This is a genomic window from Isoptericola jiangsuensis, from assembly GCF_002563715.1.
In the GTDB taxonomy this organism is placed as follows: Bacteria; Actinomycetota; Actinomycetes; order Actinomycetales; family Cellulomonadaceae; genus Isoptericola; species Isoptericola jiangsuensis.
Genome location: NZ_PDJJ01000001.1, coordinates 2541858 through 2559416, shown reverse-complemented (window position 1 = coordinate 2559416; position 17559 = coordinate 2541858). Strand labels below are relative to the sequence as shown.

The following is a 17559-nucleotide window of genomic DNA, read 5'->3' as shown; positions in this document are numbered from 1 at the left end:
AGACTCGCCTGCGACATGCGCGACGAACCTGCAGTGCGAGTCGTCACCGACTCGACGGCCTGCCTCCCCGACCCTGCCGACCTCGTCGAGGCCGGCGTCCTCGACGACCCGGCCGCCGGACCGCTCGTCGTGCCCCTGCACGTCGTGACGTCCGACGGCGAGCGCCGCGAGGGCGTCGACATCACGCCCGAGGACGTCGCGGACCGGATCGCCCGGGGCGAGCGGCTGACGACGTCGCAGCCCGCGACGGAGGAGTTCACGCGGGCGTTCCGCGGGCTGGTCGCGGGCGGCGCCCGCTCGGTGGTGTCGGTGCACCTGTCGAGCGCCCTGTCGGGCACGGTCGACTCCGCGGCGCGGGCCGGTCAGCGTGCGATGCTGCCGGTGCGGGTCGTGGACTCCCGCAGCGCGGCGATGGCGCTCGGCTTCGCGGCGCTGGAGGCGTCGCGGTGCGCGGCGGCCGGGTGCGACACGGAGCACGTGGCGCGCCGCGCGCAGGAGGTCGCGGACTCCGCGAGCGCGTTCTTCCTCGTGGACTCCCTGGACCACCTGCGCCGCGGCGGCCGGCTGTCCGCGCCCGCGGCGGCGCTCGGCACCGCGCTGGGGGTGCGTCCTCTGCTCGGGCTGGTGGACGGCCGCGTCGACCTCGTGCAGCGGGTCCGTACCCGCAAGGCCGCGATGGCACGGCTGGTGGACCTGGCGGTGGAGCAGGCGGGCCGGGCGGCCCGTCCGGCGCTGGCCGTGCACCATCTGGGCGCGCCCGAGCGGGCCGACGAGGTCGCCGCGCAGCTCGCCGAGCGCGTGGGTACGCGGCCGGTCGTGTCGCCCGTCAGCGCGGTGCTGGGTGCGCACGTCGGGCCCGGCGCGCTGGCCGTCGTCGTGGTGGACCGGGGTACGCACGTGCACGACCTGGAGCCCGGCGGCCCCTGGTGACGGTGCGCGTCGGGCGTCCACAGGCCTGACGTCTCCACAGCGGGGCGGTCGGGCCGGGCGGGGCGGGAGCGCCCGTCCCTAACGTCGGGGCGTGACCACCATCCCACCCCGGCCCGCGGACCCGGTCGCGGCCCGCGTCGACGCCCTGCGCGCCGCGCTCGCCGGCGATCCCGCCCCGCCCGTCGCGGCCCCGACCGTCGGCCCGCCCTGGCCGGACGACGCTCCCGCGGCGGGACCTCCGCCGCCGACCCCACCGGCGGCCCGGGGGACGTCGGCGACCGTCGAGGGGCCGCGGTCGGGGGCGCCGTGGGACCCGCCGGGCGGTACGCCGGACGCGGACGAGCTCGCGGACCGCCTGCGCCGGCGGCGCTCGGCCGCCCACGTCGCCGCCGCGTACAGCGCGGCGCACGGGCACCCGCTCGACGCGCACGCGGCCGTCGGGCGGCGGTGGGCGCTGGACGCCCGCACGGCCGTCGCAGCCGCCTGCGCCCTGCTGCTCGTGGCCGTCGTGGTCCTGGGGCTCGCGCTGTGGCCCTCGGGCGGGGACGACCTGGTCGACCTCGCCGGGCACCAGGGCGGTGTCGCGGGTGTGCCGGACCCGGCCGCGCCGACGTCGGACGACGCCCTCGGCGGGGCCGTGTCCTCCGCACCCGCCTCGTCCGCGCCCTCCGCGGCGGGCGCCGTCACGGCCACGGGGGCCGCAGCGGACCCGACCGGATCCGCGGTGACGGGGTCCGCGACGGAGCCGGGCGTGGTCGTGCACGTCGTCGGGCAGGTCGCGTCCCCGGGGCTGGTGACCCTGCCGGCAGGGTCGCGCGTGGCGGACGCGCTGGAGGCCGCCGGGGGAGCGACCCGCAAGGCCGACCTCGCGCAGCTCAACCTGGCGCGGACCGTCGTCGACGGCGAGCAGGTGCACGTGCCCGCGCCGGGGGAGACCCCGCCCGTGGCGACCGTGCCCGGCGCCGGGACGTCCGCGACGGGCGCGGCCACCGCCGATGCCGCACCGGGCGCCCCGGTGCCGCTCAACACGGCGGACGTGACCACGCTGGACACCCTGCCCGGCGTCGGGCCGGTGCTGGCCGAGCGGATCGTCGCCTGGCGGGACACCCACGGTCCGTTCACCAGCGTCGACGAGCTCACCGAGGTCTCCGGGATCGGGCCGTCGGTGCTCGAGGGCTTGCGCGACCTCGTGGTCGTGTGACCGGCGACCTGCGCCTCGTCCCGCTCGCGTTCGCCGTGTGGGTGGCCGCCTGGGCGCTCACCGGGACGCGACCGCTCGCCGGGGTCGGCCTGCTGGTCGCCGCCGCGGTGCTCGGCGGGTGCGTCGCCGCCGCCCGGCGGGGCGGGCCGTGGGTCGCGCACCTGCTCCTCGTCTGCGCCGGGGTCGTCGCGGTCACCGGGTCGGTCCAGGTGCAGGCGGACGCGCGCGGCGCCCTGGTCGACCTCGCCGCCCAGGAGGCGCTCTCGACCCTGGCCGGCACCGTCGTGTCGGCGGCGCGACCGGCACCGTTCGGGGGCGGTTCCACCTGGGAGCTCGCGGTGGACACGGTGAGCGCGCGCGGGTCCACGACGCCCGTCCGCGGCCACGTGCGGGTCACCGCGCCCGGCACGCCGCCGCGCGCCGGGTCCGCCGTCGAGGTCGAGGCCCGCCTCGCCCCGGCCCGGTTCGGTGCCGGGACCACCGCGGAGGCCACCGCCGCCGGACCGGTCGCCGAGCACGTGGCACCGTCCGCCGTCCTGCGGACCACCGACCGCATGCGGACCGCGCTGCTGGACGTGACCGACCCCCTCGGCCCGCAGGCCCGCGGCCTCGTGCCCGGCATGGCGTTCGGCGACACCACGCGCGTGCCCGACGACCTCGACGACGCCATGCGCGTCACCGGGCTCACGCACGCCACCGCCGTGTCGGGCAGCCACTTCGCGATCGTGCTGGCCGTCGTCACCGCGGTCCTCACGGTCGCCGGGGTGCCCCGGGGCTGGCGGGTCGTCACCCTCGCCGGCGCGGCCGTCGGGTTCGTGCTGCTGGTCGGCCCGGAACCTTCGGTGCTGCGCGCCGTGTGGACCTGCGCCGCCGGGCTCCTCGGGCTGGCGCTCGGCCGCCCGGGACAGGGCCTGCCCGCGCTGGCCACCGCGTCCACCGTGCTGCTCGTCGTCGACCCCTGGCTCGCCCGGTCGTACGGCTTCGCCCTGTCGTGCGCCGCCACCGCGGGGATCGTGCTGCTCGCCGGGCCGCTCGCCCGCCTGCTCACGCCCTGGCTGGGTCGGGCCCTCGCGTTCGCCGTCGCCGTGCCCTGCGCCGCGCAGGCCGCGTGCGGCCCGATCCTCGTGCTGCTCGACCCCGCCGTCGCCCTCGTGGCCGTCCCCGCGAACGTCCTCGCGGCGCCCGCGCTCGTCCCGGGCACCGTCCTCGCGCTGCTCGCCACCGTGCTCGCCCCCGGGCTGCCCGCCGTCGCCGGACCCGTCGCGTGGCTGGCCGGCGTCCCCACCGGCTGGCTCGCCGGCGTCGCCACGCTCGGCGCGGCCGTCCCCGGCAGCCGTGTCCCCTGGTGGCCGGGCCCGGGCGGTGCCGCGGCGCTCGCGCTCGTCACGCTGGCCGTGCTGGCCGTCGTGGTCCGGAGGGCGCCCGCCGACACCCCCGCCGGACCCGACGCCGCGGGGTCGCTGCGACGCCTGCGGGTGCGGCTCGTCCGGCCCGGGCGCGCGCGGTCCCGGCTCGCGCCGCCAGGCGACGGCGCGGTCCGGGGTCCGGGAGCCGGACCGCCGGACGCGACCGTGCGCCCGGTCCGTCACCCGCTGGGCGGCGCCGGGGTGAGCCCACGCCGTCGTCGAGGCGGTGGGCCGCTCGTCCTCCTGACCGGCGCAGCGGTCGTCCTGGTCGCCGTGCTCGTCGTCGTCCCGCGCGTCGCGGCACCGGGTCCGGTCCCGCCCGACTGGCAGGTGGTGGCGTGCGACGTCGGCCAGGGGGACACGCTCGTGGTGCGCAGCGGCCCGGACTCGGCCGTCGTGGTCGACGTGGGGCCGCCCGGGGACGCCGCCGCCCGTTGCCTCGCCCGGCTCGGGGTCGCACGGGTCGACCTGCTCGTGCTGAGCCACTTCCACACCGACCACGTCGGCGGGCTGGAGCCGGTGCTCGCCGCCGTGCCCGTCACCGCGGCGGTCGTGTCCGCCGTCGCGGAGCCCGCCGCGCCGGCGCGCCGTGCCCTCGACCTGCTCGGCGGCGTCGGGGTGCCGGTCGCCGCCGGGGCCGAGGGCCGCGCGGGCGCCGCGGGCACCGTCGCGTGGCGGGTGCTCGGCGCGGCCGACGGCGTGGGTGCCAACGACGCGAGCGTCGCCCTCGCGCTGCGCACGGCGTCCGGGATCGACGTCGTCGCCCTCGGCGACCTGGAGGAGCCGGGCCAGCGGGCGCTCGCCGCGCGGCTGCGGGCCGCCGGGTACCCCGCGGACCCGGTGGAGGTGGTCAAGATCGCCCACCACGGGTCGGCGTCCCAGGACCCGGGGCTGGCCGCACTGCTGGCGCCCGCGGTCGTGCTGGTCAGCGTGGGTGACAACGACTACGGTCACCCCACCGGTGCCGCCCTCGACCTGTACACGGGCACCGGTGCGCGGGTGCTGCGGACGGACCGGTGCGGTGACGCCGCGCTCGTCGTGCGCTCCGCGCGGCTCGCCACGGCGTGCGGGGAGGGGGCGTGACCCGCCGCGTCCGCCCGCACGTCGGCGGGCGCTCAGTCGGTGAGCAGCCCGTGCAGCGTGGCGAAGCGCTGGTCCCAGGTCCAGGAGTCCCGCACCCAGCCCGGCCCGGCCGCGCCCAGGCGGGCGCGCAGCGCGGCGTCGCCGAGGAGCTCGACCAGCCGAGCGGCGACGTCGGCCGGGTCGGTGCCGTCCACGACGAACCCCGTGACGCCGTCGTCCACGGCGTCCGGCGCACCGCCCGAGTCGCCCACCACCACGGGCAGGCCCGCGGCCTGCGCCTCGAGGTAGACGATGCCGAGCCCCTCGACCTCCAGGCCGCCGCGCCGGCTGCGCGACGGCATCGCGAACACGTCCGCCGCGGCGTAGAACGCGGGCATCGCCGTGTGCGGGTGACCGCCGGCGAGCACCACGTGGGCACCCACGCCGTGCTCCGCCACGAGGCGGCGCAGGCGGTCCGCGTCGGGACCGTCGCCGACGACCAGGAGGCGCGCGTCCGGCACCGCCGCCAGCACGGCGGGCAGCGCCCGCACCAGGACGTCCTGCCCCTTGCGCTCCACGAGCCGCGCCGCGCACAGCACGACGGGCGCGTCCACCGGGATGCCGTACCGCTCGCGCACCGCCCGGCCGCCCGCCGGGTCGGCGCCCGCGAACGTCTCCGGGTCCACGCCGGGGGACATGCGCACGGCGCGCGCCGCCGCCTCCGGACCGACGGCGTCGGCGAGGACCCCCACCGTGCGGTCCGACAGGTACGTCAGGTGGTCCACCGACCGGCCGATCCGGCCCAGCGCCGCCCGGGTGCCCGGCACCTTCGCCCACCACAGCTCGTGCCCGTGCGTCGTCGCGACCGTCCGGCGCACGGCGGTGCGCCGGCGCAGCGCGGGGGCCATGAGCCCCAGCGGCGCCGCGGCGCCGAACCACACCGAGTCGCAGCCGTGCTCGTGGACCAGCCGCACCACGTCCCGCGTGCGCGCCGGTGTGGGGAGCAGCATCCGCGTGCGGGCCCGCACCACCGGGTACGGCAGGCCGCGGTCGTACTCCTCCTGGCCGGGGGTCGAGGACGTGTAGACGACCACGTCGTCCGGGTCGAACCGGGACGTCATCGCGTGGACGAACGTCTCGATCCCTCCCTGGCGCGGCGGGAAGTCGTTGGTGACGACGAGGGTCCGGGGCACCGCGCCAGGCTACCCGCCGGTCCGGCCCGGGGACGCCGTCGCGGTCCCGTCGAGCGTCGGCGGGTGTCGGTCGCCTCTGGCAGGCTAGGCCCGTGCCTCCCACCTCCCGCCGCCGCGCGGCTGCCGCGTCGAACGCCCGCTCGTGGGACGACCCGCAGCTCGCGCCCGTCGTCCTGGTGCGCGGCCCGGAACAGCTCCTCACCGAGCGTGCCGTCGACGGCGTGCTCGACCTCGCGCGCGCCGCGCAGCCCGAGGTCGAGAAGGTCGAGCTCGAGGGCGCCACGTACGCGGTCGGCCAGCTCACCGTCGCCGCCAGCCCGTCCCTGTTCGGCGAGGCCAAGATGGTCGTCGTCCGCGGGGCCGAGGCCTGCACGGACGACCTCGTCGCGGACGTCGTGGCGTACGTCGCCGCGCCCGACCCGGACTCCACGGTCGTGGTCGTGCACGGCGGCGGCACCCGCGGCAAGCGGATGCTGGACGCCATCACGGCGTCGGGTGCGCCCGAGCTGCGCTGCGAGGCGATCACGAAGGACGCCGACAAGGTCGCGTTCGTCACGGGCGAGTTCAAGCAGGCCCGCCGCCGCGCCGACGCCGCGGCCGTGCGTGCGCTGGTGGACGCGCTGGGCAACGACCTGCGCGAGCTCGCCTCGGCGTGCGCGCAGCTCGTCGCGGACACGACCGGCACGATCGGCGAGGCCACGGTGGACCGCTACTACGGCGGCCGGGTCGAGGCGACGGGGTTCAAGGTCGCCGACGCCGCCGTCGCGGGGGACGCGGGCGCCGCGGTCGCGCTGCTGCGCCACGCGCTGGCGACCGGCGCCGACCCCGTTCCCGTCGTCGCGGCCCTCGCCCTGCGCCTGCGCACGCTGGCGCGGGTGGCGGCGATCCGCGGCGGGTCGACGACGGCCCGTGAGCTCGGCCTGCAGGACTGGCAGGTCCGCAACGCCAACAAGGACCTCGCCCGCTGGACGCCGGAGGGCCTCGCCGCGGCGATCACCGCGGTGGCCCGCGCCGACGCCGAGGTCAAGGGCGGCGGCCGCGACCCCGTGTTCGCCGTCGAGCGCGCCGTCCTCACCATCGCCCGCTCCCGCCGCGGCTGACCGCCTTCCCGCCCCACTCAGCGCACGTCCCGCCGAGCCAGCGCAGGTTCCCGCGAGTCAGCGCAGGTTCCCGCGAGTCAGCGCGGGTCGTCGCGACTCAGCGCAGGTTCCCGCGACTCAGCGCACTTCCCGGCCACTCAGCACGGGTCTTCCCGAGTCAGCGCAGTGCCCGCCGAGTCAGCGCACGCGACGGCCGTCCGCCGGCCCGGGACGCACGAAGGCCCCCGCACCGTGGAGAGTGCGGGGGCCTTCGGGTGCGGTCGGGCCCGAGGGCCGACCGGGACGACTCAGAGAGCCTCGACAGCCTTGGCGATGGCCGACTTGCGGTTCGCGGCCTGGTTGGCGTGGATGACGCCCTTCGAGACAGCCTTGTCGAGCTTGCGCGTCGCGGTCTGGAGGGCGGCCTGGGCGGCCTCCTTGTCGCCGGCGGCGACGGCCTCGCGGACCTTGCGGACGTGCGTCTTCAGCTCGGACTTGACGGACTTGTTGCGCAGGCGCGCCTTCTCGTTCGTCTTGATGCGCTTGATCTGGGACTTGATGTTGGCCACTGGTCAACTTCCTTGATGTGTTCGCCTGCCGGCGAGCGGATAGGTCGTAGAGGGCGGCCACAGCTCCGGGACTGGGGTGGGGAACCCGTGGAGAGGAACCATGGCTGTGCCCGCCGACCTGGGCGGACACGCGATCAACCAGATTACCAGCCGCCTGCGCCTCGGGGAAACCCGCGCGAGGTGTGGCACGCGTCGCACCGGCGGCCGTCGACGGCGGCCCGCGGCACCGTCGGCGGCGGGCAGGTGGCGCGGCCGTAACATCGAGCGGTGACCACCGCACGATACGCCGCCCTGCTCCTGCCGTCGGCCAACCGCGTCTACGCCGAGGCGTCCCTCGGGCTGCTCGCCGCCGAGCTGGAGATCCTCGCCGGGATCGCGGGGCCCGACCGGGTGCGCGACGTCGCCACGGACCACCTCGGCGGGGTGCCGTACGTGACGTTCGTCGCGGACGACCTGGGCGAGCGCGAGGTGCGTCTGCTCGCGAACGCGTCCACGCTCTACGCGCTGTTCCGCGTCGAGGGCGACGCCCTGCACCCGGTGGCTGCCCCGCGCCTGGACCGTCTCGACGACGACCTGGTGACCATCCCGAAGTACGCGGGCAAGACGAACGAGCAGTTCACGCGCCTGCTGCTCAACGTGACGGTGGCGGCGTCGGCGTCGGCGGACCAGATGCTGGACCGGCCGCTGCGGGTCCTGGACCCGGTGTGCGGGCGCGGGTCGACCCTCAACCAGGCGCTGCTGTACGGGTACCACGCGTCCGGGATCGACGTCGACGCCGCCGACGTGGAGGCGTACGCGACGTTCGTGCGGACCTACCTGCAGCGCAAGCGGCTCAAGCACACGGTGTCGTTCGGGCCGCTGCGCCGCGACCGCAAGGTGTTGGGCAAGCGCCTGGAGGCCACGATCGGGCTGACGAAGGAGGCGTTCAAGGCGGGCGACGTGCGCGTTCTCGACGTGGTCGTGGCCGACACGCGCCGCGTCGGGGAGTTCTTCCGTCAGGGGTCGTTCGACGTCGTCGTCGGGGACCTGCCCTACGGGGTGCAGCACGGCAGCCGCGGCGCGAAGGGCGACCTGCAGCGCGGTCCGCTGGACCTGCTCACCTCCGCGGTGCCGGCCTGGACGGCGATGCTCCGCCCGGGCGGGGCGATGGGCCTGGCGTGGAACACGCACGTCGCGCCGCGCGCGGAGGCGGCCGCCGTCCTGGCCGGGCACGGCCTGGAGGTCGTCGACGCGGAGCCCTACCTGCGGCTGCGGCACCGCGTCGACCAGTCGATCGACCGGGACGTGCTGGTCGCGCGCCGTCCGGCGACGGGCCGCGCCGCGCGCTGAGCCCGCGGGCGGCGGGCAGCACCCCGCAGGGACGTCAGTGCCCGTGCTGGCGCATGCCCCGCACGACGGCGTCGAACGTCGCGCGCGGCATGATCGCGCCCTCCCGACGCATCCGGGCGGCGTCGACGCGGACGACGCGGTCGAGCCGGACCTCGCTCGGTCGACCCTGCGCGTCCCACGGGCCGGAGCCGATGTCCATCCAGTGGCGGCCCCACCGGGCCTCCTGGGCGGCGTCGAGGTCGTGGTCCTTGCTGGTGAGCTGCAGTGCGAGCAGCCACCGGCCGTCGCGGCCCACGAGCAGCACGGGCCGGTCCTTGCCGCGGCTGAAGTCCTCCTCGAACGGCACCCACGTCCACACGACCTCGCCGGGATCGGGGTCGCCGTCCAGCGCGGGGGAGTACTCGGCCGTCACGGGACCCCGGTGGTCGCCGGGGTACGACCCGACGGGGGCACCCGGGCGCGGCGGGGCGGAGGGTCGTCCGGGCTGCCGGGCAGGGGCCCGGCCGGGCCGGAGGGCCCTGACGACGCGTCGGAGCAGGTCGGTCCAGGATGAGGTGGCCACGGGCACAGCCTGGCACGTCGAGGTGTCACCGGGACGAAACACGGCCGGAACGCGCCGGGGTCCCGGGCCGCATACCGTGCGGACATGGCGGACCTGTTCGACGACTACCCCCTCGGTGCGGCGTTCGACGAGCTGCTGGACGACGACCGGGCGGTGCGGCCGCGCTATCGCGGCGTCCACGACACCCTGACGTCGCTGACGGCGCAGGAGGTCACGGCCCGCGCCGACGCCCTCGCGCGGGCGTACGTGGCGCAGGGCATCACGTTCGACGTCGCGGGGGAGGAGCGCCCGTTCCCCCTGGACGTGGTGCCGCGGGTGGTGTCCCCCCACGAGTGGGACGACATCGGCCGGGGCGTCGCGCAGCGTGTCCGCGCCCTGGAGGCGTTCCTCGCGGACGTGTACGGGCCGCAGGAGGCGGTGCGCGACGGCGTGGTGCCGCGCCGGCTGGTGCTGTCGAGCAAGGAGTTCCAGCGCGAGGCGCACGGCATCGTCCCGCCGAACGGGGTGCGATGCCACGTGGCGGGCATCGACCTGGTGCGGGACGAGGCCGGCGAGTTCCGCGTCCTGGAGGACAACGTGCGGGTGCCGTCGGGGGTCAGCTACGTGCTGGCGAACCGGCAGTCGATGGTCCGCACGTTCCCGGAGCTGTTCTCACGGCTGCGGGTGCGCAGCGTCATCGACTACCCGCGCCGGCTGCTGGCGGCGCTCGCGGCGGCCGCCCCCGACGGCGTGCCGGACCCGACCGTCGTCGTCCTCACGCCGGGCGTGTTCAACTCCGCGTACTACGAGCACGCGCTCCTGGCGCGCCTCATGGGCGTGGAGCTGGTGGAGGGCCGCGACCTGCACTGCCAGGCGGGCCGCGTGTACATGCGCACGACGAGCGGCCCGCGCCGCGTGGACGTCATCTACCGGCGCGTCGACGACGTGTTCCTCGACCCGGTGCGGTTCCGCCCCGACTCGGTGCTGGGCGTGCCGGGCCTGGTGGACTGCGCGCGCCGCGGCACGGTGACCCTCGCGAACGCCATCGGCAACGGCGTCGCGGACGACAAGCTCGTGTACACGTACGTGCCGGACCTCGTCCGCTACTACCTGGGCGAGGAGCCGGTGCTGAAGAACGTGGACACGTGGCGGCTGGAGGAGCCGGGGGCGCTCGCGGAGGTGATGGACCGGCTGGCCGAGCTCGTGGTGAAGCCGGTCGACGGCTCGGGCGGCAAGGGCATCGTGGTCGGGCCGGAGGCGTCTGCGGCCGAGCTGGACCGGTTGCGGTCGCGGCTGGTGGCGGACCCGCGCGGCTGGATCGCGCAGCCCGTCGTGCAGCTCTCGACCGTGCCGACGTACACGGACGGCGCGTTCCGGCCGCGGCACGTCGACCTGCGGCCGTTCGCGGTCAACGACGGGCACGACGTGTGGGTGCTGCCGGGCGGCCTGACCCGGGTGGCGCTCGGGGAGGGGCAGCTCGTGGTGAACAGCTCCCAGGGCGGCGGGTCGAAGGACACGTGGGTCCTCACGGACCGGCGGGCGCCGTCGGCGGCGCACCCGGCGCACGGCCCCGGCGACGCGACGCCGGAGCAGCCGGGGACGGACGTCGCGGGTGTCCCGATCGCCGCGAACCCGGCCGACCGGGCGGGCCTCGAGCAGCAACAGCAGCAGCAACAGCAGCAGACCGAGCAGGAGGTGGCGTCGTGCTGAGCCGCATCGCCGAGTCCCTGTTCTGGATCGGGCGGTACGTCGAGCGCGCGGACGACACCGCCCGCATCCTCGACGTCCACGTCCAGATGCTGTCCGAGGAGCCGTGGGCGGAGGAGTCCGCGGCGTGCCGCACCCTCATGGCGATCATGGACCACCCGGCCACGCCGGAGGACGGTCCGGTGGGCCGGGAGACGCTGCTGCGGCTCCTGGCGCACGACCGGTCCAACCCGTCGGCGATCGCGGGCGCGCTGGTCGCCGCCCGGGAGAACGCCCGCCGGGCGCGCGAGATCGTGTCGACCGAGCTGTGGGAGACGCTGAACACGACCCGCAACGACGTCGTGACGGTGGGCCGGACGCGTCGCCCGCACGAGTTCTTCGCCTGGGTGCGCGAGCGTGCGGCCGTGGTGGCGGGCCTCATGGAGTCCGCGACGCCGCACGACGCGACCTGGCACTTCATGGTGCTGGGCCAGTCCATCGAGCGGGCGGACATGACCGCACGCCTGCTGACGACGCAGGCGCGCCTGGGCGCGGCCGGCCCGGGCTGGACGAGCGTGCTGCGCTCCTGCGGGGCCCACGAGGCGTACCTGCGGGCGCACCGCGGCCGCACGTCGGACGACGACGCGGCGGGCTTCCTCGTGCTGGACCGGCTGTTCCCCCGCTCGATCGTGTACGCGCTGGGGTCGGCGGACCGTGCGCTGCGCGCCCTGGAGCCCGTGGAGTCGCGGCGCGAGGTGAGCGACGAGGCGGTGCGCGAGCTCGGCGTGGTGCGGTCGCGCCTGGAGTTCGCGCGGCGGTCGGACACGATCGACGACCTCCCCGCCGTGATGGGGCAGGTGCAGGAGGCGTGCGCCCGTGCGAGCGAGGCGGTGCGGGACCGGTACTTCCCGTCGACGGTGTCGACGGCCTGGGTGGGGGAGGCGCTGTGAGCCTGGTCAGGGTGGTGCACACGACGGCGTTCACGTACGGCTCGCCGGTGACGGCGTCGTACAACGAGGCGCGGATGCGGCCCGTGGACGACGGCCGCCAGACGGTGCGCTCGGCGCGCGTGACGGTGTCGCCGCACACGTGGACGGACTCCTACCGCGACTACTGGGGCACGGCGGTGACGATCTTCGAGGTGCTGAAGCCGCACGAGCACCTGGAGATCGTGGCGGACTCCACGGTGGAGGTGTCGGCGGCGGCGCCGGACGGCGCGGACGCGCCCGGCTGGGAGGAGCTGGGCAGCGCCCCGGTGCTCGACGCCTACCCGGCGTTCCTCGCGCCGACGTCGACGACGGCGGTGCCCGACGACGTGGCGGCGCTCGCGCTGGACGTGGCGAGCGGGCTGGCCCCGGGCGAGGCCGCCGAGGCGATCTGCCGGGCGGTGCGGGACCGGCTGGACTACGTCCCGGGGGTGACGACGGTGCACAGCCCGGCGTCGGACGCGTGGCGCTCGGGCCAGGGGGTGTGCCAGGACATGGCGCACCTCGGGATCGGGGCGCTGCGGTCGGTCGGGATCCCGGCGCGCTACGTGTCCGGGTACCTGCACCCGCAGGCCGACGCCGAGGTGGGCGTGACGGTGGTGGGGGAGTCCCACGCGTGGCTGGAGTGGTGGGTCGGGCGCTGGGTCGCGTACGACCCGACGAACCGCCGGTTCGCCGGGGACGACCACGTCGTGGTCGGCCGGGGCCGCCAGTACGGGGACGTGCCGCCGCTCAAGGGCGTGTACGCGGGGCCGGGGGCGAGCGACCTGGAGGTCACGGTCGAGATGACGCGCCTCGCCTGAGGGGCGGCGGCCGCCGGGACGCCCCGGGGACGTCCGTGACCGGTCAGGGGACGATCGCCGCACCGAGCGCCGCCTCCAGCGCGAGCGGGTCGCCCGTCACCTCGGCGCCGGCCTCGGCCGGGGTGAGCCGCCGCCACAGCAGCAGGTCGAGCTCGCGGGCGGGCGCGTGCACGGTGGCGGCCGCCGCGTCGCCCGCGGCGTCGGCGGGTGCGCCGAGCACCCAGGTCCGCCCCAGGTCGGTCGCGTGCAGCGCGACGGTGCGCTCGAGCGGTGCCATGCGCTCCAGCCGTACCTGGCGCGGCTGGAACATCGTCACGATCTCGTCGACGCCGTCCGCCCACACGTCCGCGTCGACGTCGATCGGGTCCTCGGCCGCGACGGCGGTGCCCGAGCCGAGGGCGGCGGCCCGCAGGTCGTGCAGGTGCACGAGCGTCTCGTGGGTCTGGCGACGGCGCCAGAACGTCGCGGGCCCGCGCCCCAGCAGCGTCCACGAGTCGGCCGTCGGCCCCAGGTCCGTCAGGGTGGTGCGCAGCTCGGCGGCCTGCGCTGCGTAGAACGGCACGAGGTCGAAGGGGCCGCGACCCAGCGGCGTCTCCTGCGCGCGGCGCGCCTGCCCGGCCGCCCAGTGGTGGATGCGCCCCAGGTGCTCCACGAGGTGGCGGACCTTCCAGCGGCCGCACGCCGGGACCCGGCCCGCCGGGTCGGCGCCGGCCGTCCCCGCGGCGAACGCGGCCTGCAGGGCGGTCAGCAGGGCGAGGTGGTCGAGGTCGGGGCCGCCGTCGGTGCGCAGGCCGGTCGCCGGGTCGACGGCGGGTCGGGTCGTCATGGCCCTCAACCTAGCCACGCCCTGCCCGGTCGCGGCAGGGCGTGCCCGGCCACGGAGCGTCGACGTCCTGCCACGCGCGCGGCCGGGGACTCGGCGGGGCCCGTCGCCCACCCGGGCCGGGTGGTGGGACGACCTCGACGGCGTGGGAGAATGGCCGGGCCCACCCGCCCAGCCCCACCACGACGGAGCGAGACGCGTTGCCCATCCCCGGACCCGCGCTCAGCGCGCGCATCCAGCCGAACGCCACGGCACCCGAGCTGATCCGCAACTTCTGCATCATCGCGCACATCGACCACGGCAAGTCCACGCTGGCCGACCGGATGCTGCAGCTCACCGGTGTGGTGCAGGCCCGGGACGCTCGCGCGCAGTACCTCGACCGGATGGACATCGAGCGCGAGCGCGGCATCACCATCAAGTCGCAGGCCGTGCGCATGCCGTGGGCGCTCGAGGGCGAGGACGGGACCCTGACGCCGTTCGCGCTCAACATGATCGACACCCCCGGCCACGTCGACTTCACGTACGAGGTGTCCCGCTCGCTCGCCGCGTGCGAGGGCGCCGTGCTGCTGGTCGACGCGGCGCAGGGCATCGAGGCGCAGACCCTCGCCAACCTGTACCTGGCGATGGAGGGCGACCTGGAGATCATCCCGGTCCTCAACAAGATCGACCTGCCCGCGGCCCAGCCCGAGAAGTACGCGGAGGAGCTGGCGAACCTCGTGGGCGGTGACCCGGCCGACGTGCTGCGCGTCTCCGGCAAGACCGGCGAGGGCGTCGAGGTGCTGCTGGACCGCATCGTCAACCGGGTCCCCGCGCCGGTCGGCGACCCGTCGGCCCCGGCCCGCGCGATGATCTTCGACTCCGTCTACGACACCTACCGCGGCGTCGTCACCTACGTGCGCGCCGTCGACGGCAACCTCAACCCGCGCGAGCGCATCCAGATGATGTCGACGAGGGCGACGCACGAGCTCCTGGAGATCGGCGTCATCTCCCCGGAGCCGATCAAGACCAACGGTCTGGGCGTCGGCGAGGTGGGCTACCTCATCACGGGCGTGAAGGACGTGCGTCAGTCGAAGGTCGGCGACACCGTCACGTCGGCGGCGAAGCCGGCGACCGAGGCGCTCGGCGGCTACGACGACCCCCGCCCCATGGTGTTCTCGGGCCTGTACCCGATCGACGGCTCGGACTACCCGGCGCTGCGCGAGGCGCTGGACAAGCTCAAGCTCAACGACGCGGCGCTCAACTACGAGCCGGAGACGTCGGTGGCGCTCGGCTTCGGGTTCCGCGTCGGGTTCCTCGGACTGCTGCACCTGGAGATCGTCCGCGAGCGTTTGGAGCGCGAGTTCGACCTCGACCTCATCTCGACCGCCCCGAACGTCATCTACGACGTGACGATGGAGGACGGCACGGACGTCCGCGTGACGAACCCGTCCGAGTTCCCCGGCGGGAAGATCAAGGAGGTCCGTGAGCCCGTCGTCAAGGCGACGATCCTCACGCCGTCCGAGTTCGTGGGCACCGTCATGGGCCTGTGCACGGACCGCCGCGGCACGATGCACGGCATGGACTACCTGTCCGAGGACCGGGTCGAGCTGCGCTACACGCTGCCGCTCGCGGAGATCGTGTTCGACTTCTTCGACCAGCTCAAGTCCCGCACGCGCGGGTACGCGTCGCTGGACTACGAGCCCGAGGGCGACCAGTCGGCCGCGCTGGTCAAGGTCGACATCCTCCTCCAGGGCGAGCAGGTGGACGCGTTCAGCGCGATCGTGCACAAGGACGCCGCGTACGACTACGGCGTGCGCATGACGGCGAAGCTCAAGGAGCTCATCCCGCGCCAGCAGTTCGAGGTGCCGATCCAGGCCGCCGTCGGCGCCCGGGTGATCGCCCGCGAGACGGTGCGCGCGATGCGCAAGGACGTCCTGGCGAAGTGCTACGGCGGTGACATCTCCCGCAAGCGCAAGCTGCTCGAGAAGCAGAAGGAGGGCAAGAAGCGCATGAAGAACATCGGGTCGGTCGAGGTGCCGAAGGAGGCGTTCATCAGCGCGCTGTCCTCCGACGCGGGCGGTGCCGCCAAGGACAAGGACAAGAAGAAGTAGCGTGCCGGCCCTGCCCGAGGGCGAGGCCGTCCCCGCCGACGGCGCGCTGCCCCCGTCCGTCGTCGGCGGTCCGGCCGACGCCGCCGACCGCGGTGCGTTCGGCGTGTACGTGCACGTCCCGTTCTGCTCGGTGCGCTGCGGCTACTGCGACTTCAACACGTACACCGCCTCCGAGCTGGGGGGCGGGGCGTCGCAGGTCGCGTACGCGTCGACGGCGCTGCGGGAGGTCGACCTCGCCCGGCGCGTCCTGGCCGACGCCGGGCTGGGCGACCGTCCCGTGTCGACGGTGTTCTTCGGCGGCGGCACCCCGACGATGCTGCCCGCCGAGGACCTCGCCCGGATCCTGGGCGGCGTCCGCGAGGCGTGGGGCCTCGCCCCGGGCGCGGAGGTGACGACGGAGGCCAACCCGGACTCGGTGACCCCGGCGTCCCTGGCCGTGCTGGCCGAGGCGGGCTTCACGCGGGTGTCGTTCGGCATGCAGTCGGCGGTGCCGCACGTGCTCGCCACTCTGGAGCGCACCCACGATCCCGCGCGCATCCCCGACGTGGTGCGGTGGGCGCGCGAGGCCGGGCTCGACGTCTCGCTCGACCTCATCTACGGCACCCCGGGGGAGTCGCTGGACGACTGGCGCGCCTCGGTGGAGACGGCGCTCGCCACGGGCGTCGACCACGTGTCCGCGTACGCGCTGGTGGTGGAGCCGGGCACGAAGATGTTCGCGCAGGTGCGCCGCGGGCAGGTCGCGCTGCCGGACGAGGACGACCAGGCCGCGAAGTACGAGCTCGCCGACGACCTGCTCACCGCCGCCGGGCTCGGCTGGTACGAGGTGTCGAACTGGGCGCGCGGGACCGAGCACGCCTGCCGCCACAACCTCGCCTACTGGCGCGGTGACGACTGGTGGGGGATCGGGCCGGGCGCCCACTCCTACGTCGGCGCACGGCCGACCGGTGCGGGCGCCGCCGACGACCCGGCCGACGCCGTGGCCGGGGTGCGCTGGTGGAACGTCAAGCACCCGCGGCGCTACGCGGCGCTGCTGGAGGACGACCGCTCCCCGGGGGCGGGCCGCGAGCTGCTGACGACGTCGGAGGCGCACCTGGAGCGCGTCATGCTCGGGGTGCGGCTCGCCGAGGGCCTCGACCTGGACGTGCTCGACGCCGCCGGTCGCCGGGCCGTGGCCGGGCAGGTGGCCCGCGGCCTGCTCGACGGGACCGCCGCCGTGCACGGCCGGGCCGTCCTCACGCGCCGCGGTCGGCTCCTCGCCGACGCCGTCGTGCGGGACCTGACGGCCTGACCGCCTCCCGACGGCACGAGGCCGACGCCCGTGCGGGGGCGTCGGCCTCGGTACGGGCGACCGGGGTGGCGTGCCGTCAGCGGATGAACCGGAAGGTCAACGGGTAGCGGTACCACTCCTGGCGCGAGCACGCGACGGCCGCCAGGATGGCGAACACGATCGAGCACACCCACGCGGCGATGAGGATGAGCACCCCGATGCCGATGACCGAGGTGACGATGCCGACGACGTAGGCGATCGCCAGGGTGATCTGGAAGTTCAGCGCCTCCTTGCCCTGGTCGTCCAGGTACCGGCTGCGCTCGCGGTAGACCAGCCAGATGATCAGCGGCACCAGGAAGCTGAGGAACACCCCGCCGAGGTGCGCGAAGATCGCCCAGGTGCGCTCGTCCGACGGCGACACCGGCACCGGACCGTAGCCGTAAGGCTGCTGGTACCCGGGGCCTGTGTACGGCGAGCCTCCGGCAGCGGGCTGTCCGTACGGCTGCTGTCCTGCGTCAGGTCGGGGTGCGGCCGGCTGCTCGTCGGCAGGCTCCGGCTCGTCGGGCACCGGGGACCCGGGGGTCTGGGACATGA

General features: G+C 75.9%; 15 protein-coding genes. 10 read left to right on the top strand and 5 right to left on the bottom strand.

What is annotated here, in order from left to right:
* Positions 1-15 precede the first annotated feature (15 nt).
* From ATJ88_RS11750 to ATJ88_RS11740, 3 genes are all read left to right on the top strand, one after another.
* Positions 16-930 (top strand): DegV family protein, encoded by a 915-nt coding sequence (locus ATJ88_RS11750; RefSeq protein WP_098463981.1) that lies wholly within the window; start codon positions 16-18, stop codon positions 928-930.
* Between the two features lie 91 nt (positions 931-1021).
* Entirely contained in the window at positions 1022-2131 is a 1110-nt protein-coding gene (locus tag ATJ88_RS18805; RefSeq protein WP_245852374.1) for a ComEA family DNA-binding protein, read from the top strand.
* A complete protein-coding gene (locus ATJ88_RS11740; RefSeq protein ID WP_098463980.1) occupies positions 2128-4620 on the top strand; it encodes a ComEC/Rec2 family competence protein in 2493 nt (830 codons plus the stop codon). The genes ATJ88_RS18805 and ATJ88_RS11740 overlap by 4 nt, the downstream gene beginning before the upstream one ends.
* 32 nt (positions 4621-4652) lie before the next feature.
* Here ATJ88_RS11740 and ATJ88_RS11735 read toward each other — a convergent pair whose 3' ends face one another.
* A complete protein-coding gene (locus tag ATJ88_RS11735; protein ID WP_170023612.1) occupies positions 4653-5792 on the bottom strand; it encodes a glycosyltransferase family 4 protein in 1140 nt (379 codons plus the stop codon).
* A 92-nt stretch (positions 5793-5884) separates the two neighbouring features.
* Here ATJ88_RS11735 and holA point away from each other — a divergent pair, with 92 nt between their 5' ends.
* Positions 5885-6892 (top strand): DNA polymerase III subunit delta, encoded by a 1008-nt coding sequence (gene holA / locus ATJ88_RS11730; protein WP_098463979.1) that lies wholly within the window; start codon positions 5885-5887, stop codon positions 6890-6892.
* A gap of 287 nt (positions 6893-7179) precedes the next feature.
* On the opposite strand, the gene rpsT is transcribed toward holA, so the two are convergent.
* Positions 7180-7440, bottom strand: a complete 261-nt coding sequence (rpsT, locus tag ATJ88_RS11725; RefSeq protein WP_098463978.1) for a 30S ribosomal protein S20 — start codon at positions 7438-7440, stop codon at positions 7180-7182.
* A 267-nt stretch (positions 7441-7707) separates the two neighbouring features.
* Between rpsT and ATJ88_RS11720 the strand changes: the two genes are divergently transcribed.
* The gene (locus tag ATJ88_RS11720) at positions 7708-8769 is read left to right on the top strand and encodes a TRM11 family SAM-dependent methyltransferase (protein WP_098463977.1); all 1062 of its coding nucleotides are present in this window, start codon (positions 7708-7710) and stop codon (positions 8767-8769) included.
* Positions 8770-8803: 34 nt separating this feature from the next.
* Here ATJ88_RS11720 and ATJ88_RS11715 read toward each other — a convergent pair whose 3' ends face one another.
* Complete coding sequence (locus ATJ88_RS11715) at positions 8804-9331, bottom strand: type II toxin-antitoxin system PemK/MazF family toxin (RefSeq protein WP_098465305.1); 528 nt, start codon at positions 9329-9331, stop codon at positions 8804-8806.
* Positions 9332-9415: 84 nt separating this feature from the next.
* Here ATJ88_RS11715 and ATJ88_RS11710 point away from each other — a divergent pair, with 84 nt between their 5' ends.
* The 3 genes from ATJ88_RS11710 to ATJ88_RS11700 are packed head-to-tail and all read left to right on the top strand — an operon-like array spanning position 9416 to position 12785.
* A complete protein-coding gene (locus ATJ88_RS11710; RefSeq protein ID WP_098463976.1) occupies positions 9416-11020 on the top strand; it encodes a circularly permuted type 2 ATP-grasp protein in 1605 nt (534 codons plus the stop codon).
* Entirely contained in the window at positions 11014-11946 is a 933-nt protein-coding gene (locus ATJ88_RS11705; protein ID WP_098463975.1) for an alpha-E domain-containing protein, read from the top strand. The genes ATJ88_RS11710 and ATJ88_RS11705 overlap by 7 nt, the downstream gene beginning before the upstream one ends.
* Positions 11943-12785 (top strand): transglutaminase family protein, encoded by an 843-nt coding sequence (locus ATJ88_RS11700; RefSeq protein ID WP_098463974.1) that lies wholly within the window; start codon positions 11943-11945, stop codon positions 12783-12785. Before ATJ88_RS11705 ends, ATJ88_RS11700 begins: the two co-directional genes overlap by 4 nt.
* Positions 12786-12828: 43 nt before the next feature.
* On the opposite strand, the gene ATJ88_RS11695 is transcribed toward ATJ88_RS11700, so the two are convergent.
* Entirely contained in the window at positions 12829-13611 is a 783-nt protein-coding gene (locus ATJ88_RS11695) for a maleylpyruvate isomerase N-terminal domain-containing protein (protein ID WP_098463973.1), read from the bottom strand.
* 197 nt (positions 13612-13808) lie between these two features.
* On the opposite strand from ATJ88_RS11695, the gene lepA reads away from it, so the two are divergent.
* Together lepA and hemW are read left to right on the top strand one after the other, a co-directional pair.
* Complete coding sequence (gene lepA / locus ATJ88_RS11690) at positions 13809-15698, top strand: translation elongation factor 4 (RefSeq protein WP_098463972.1); 1890 nt, start codon at positions 13809-13811, stop codon at positions 15696-15698.
* A 1-nt stretch (position 15699) separates the two neighbouring features.
* On the top strand, positions 15700-16986 hold the full coding sequence (gene hemW / locus ATJ88_RS11685) for a radical SAM family heme chaperone HemW (RefSeq protein ID WP_098463971.1): 1287 nt from the start codon (positions 15700-15702) through the stop codon (positions 16984-16986).
* A 76-nt stretch (positions 16987-17062) separates the two neighbouring features.
* Here hemW and ATJ88_RS11680 read toward each other — a convergent pair whose 3' ends face one another.
* A complete protein-coding gene (locus ATJ88_RS11680) occupies positions 17063-17557 on the bottom strand; it encodes a DUF4870 domain-containing protein (RefSeq protein ID WP_098463970.1) in 495 nt (164 codons plus the stop codon).
* Between the last annotated feature and the right edge of the window lie 2 nt (positions 17558-17559).